Below are 2265 nucleotides of genomic sequence, written 5' to 3' on the forward strand. Positions count from 1 at the left end.
GTGCTGCGCGAGGCCGGTGTCGTCGAGACCGAGCCGTGCGGCCGCTACACGTACTACAAGCTGCGCCCCGACGTCATCGCCCAGCTCGCCGGACAGTTCGCCGACCTGGCCGAACAGGCCCGCACCGCCGCCGACAACAAGAGGGCCTGCCCGTGACCCGCACCGAAGCACCCGCGACCGGCCTCGGCGAGAACGCCTCCGTCGTTGCGAAGCTGTCGACGCTCGACCGCTTCCTCGCCGTCTGGATCCTGATCGCCATGGCCGTCGGCCTCGGCCTCGGGCGCGTGATTCCCGGCCTGAACGACGCCCTGGCGAAGGTCGAGATCGGAGGGATCTCCCTGCCGATCGCGCTCGGCCTGCTGGTCATGATGTACCCGGTCCTGGCCAAGGTCCGCTACGACAGGCTCGACGCCGTCACCGGCGACCGCAGACTGATGATCTCCTCCCTGGTCATCAACTGGATCCTCGGCCCGGCCGTGATGTTCGCGCTGGCCTGGATCTTCCTGCCGGACCTGCCCGAGTACCGCACCGGCCTGATCATCGTCGGCCTGGCCCGCTGCATCGCCATGGTCATCATCTGGAACGACCTCGCGTGCGGCGACCGGGAGGCCGCCGCCGTCCTGGTCGCCCTCAACAGCGTCTTCCAGGTGATCGCGTTCGGCCTGCTGGGCTGGTTCTACCTCGACCTGCTGCCCGGCCGGCTCGGCCTCGGCGACGGCGAGCACCTGGACATCTCCATGGGGAAGATCGCCCTGAACGTGGTCATCTTCCTCGGCGTCCCGCTGCTGGCCGGCTTCCTGACCCGCCGGATCGGCGAGAAGAAGATGGGCCGCGAGAGCTACGAGCAGCGCTTCCTGCCGAAGATCGGCCCCTGGGCGCTGTACGGGCTGCTCTTCACGATCGTCATCCTCTTCGCCCTGCAGGGGAAGACGATCACCTCGCAGCCGCTGGACGTGGCCCGTATCGCGCTGCCGCTGCTGGTGTACTTCGCGGTGATGTGGTTCGGCACCTTCGCGCTCGGCAAGGCCATCGGTCTCGCCTACGACCGCACCGCCACCCTCGCCTTCACCGCCGCGGGCAACAACTTCGAGCTGGCCATCGCGGTCGCCATCGCCACCTTCGGCGTCACCTCCGGCCAGGCCCTGTCCGGCGTCGTCGGCCCGCTCATCGAGGTCCCCGTCCTCGTCGCGCTGGTCTACGTCTCCCTGTCCTGGCGCCGGAAGTTCACGGCCGCGCAGCCGGGTTCATGACGCAGCACGTGGATGTGGTGGTGGCCGGCGGCGGCCAGGCGGGGCTCGCCGCCGGTCACCACCTGCGTCGCCAGGGCATCGACTTCGTCATCCTCGACGCGCAGCCGACGGCGGGCGGTGCCTGGCAGCACATGTGGGACTCGCTGCACCTGTTCTCCCCGGCCGACCACTCCTCGCTGCCCGGGCGGCTCATGCCCACCCGGCCCGGCGAGGCGTACCCGGACGCCGGGCACGTGGTCGAGTACCTCGCCGACTACGAGAAGCGCTACGACCTGCCCGTCCGGCACGGCACCCGTGTGGACGCCGTACGCCGCGACGGCGACCGGCTCCTGGTCGAGGCCGACTCCGGCACCTGGCGGGCCCGGGCGGTGATCAGCGCCACCGGCACCTGGTCGCGGCCCTTCCTGCCCGCCGTCCGCGGCCGCAACGACTTCACCGGTCGCCGGCTCCACACCACGGGATACCGCCGCCCCGCGGACTTCGCCGGTCAGCACGTCATCGTCGTCGGCGGGGGGAACTCCGGCGCCCAGATCGCCGCCGACCTCGCCCTGCACGGCGACGTGACGGTGAAGTGGGTGACCCGGCGCCCGCCCCGCTTCCTCCCCGACGACATCGACGGCCGCGTCCTGTTCGACGTCGCGACCGCCCGCCGCCGCGCCCTCGACGAAGGCCGCGGCGACACCGGCGGGGTCGCCTCACTCGGCGACATCGTCGCCGTCCCGCCCGTCCGCGCCGCCCGCGACGCCGGACTCCTGCGAGCCCGGCCGATGTTCAGCCGGCTCACCGCCACCGGCGTCCAGTGGGCCGACGGCAGCCGGTCGGACGCGGACGCGATCATCTGGTGCACCGGCTTCCGCCCCGCCCTGTCCCACCTCGCCCCGCTCGGGCTGCGCGGCCCGCGCGGCCACGTTGCGACCGCCGGCACCCGGGCTGTGGGAGAACCCCGCCTGCACCTGCTCGGCTACGGCGATGGGACCGGTCCCGCCTCCGCCACCCTCATCGGCGTGGGCCGGAC

2 protein-coding genes and 1 pseudogene are annotated in these 2265 nt (G+C 72.2%); all 3 read left to right on the top strand.

Translation table 11 applies throughout. The features are described 5' to 3' along the window. Positions 1-156 (top strand): annotated as a pseudogene (locus tag RIM90_RS29740) (helix-turn-helix domain-containing protein); the annotation flags it as partial. Further along, positions 153-1250, top strand: coding sequence for an ACR3 family arsenite efflux transporter (arsB, locus tag RIM90_RS29745; protein ID WP_309063842.1), 1098 nt, complete (start codon positions 153-155; stop codon positions 1248-1250). The pseudogene RIM90_RS29740 and the gene arsB, both read left to right, overlap by 4 nt. Next, positions 1247-2265, top strand: a 1019-nt coding sequence (locus tag RIM90_RS29750) for an ArsO family NAD(P)H-dependent flavin-containing monooxygenase (protein WP_309063843.1), incomplete at its 3' end; no start/stop codon positions are given. The genes arsB and RIM90_RS29750, both read left to right, overlap by 4 nt.

Origin of the sequence: Streptomyces sp. (assembly GCF_031181555.1) — a bacterium.
Classification (GTDB): Bacteria; Actinomycetota; Actinomycetes; order Streptomycetales; family Streptomycetaceae; genus Streptomyces; species Streptomyces fimbriatus.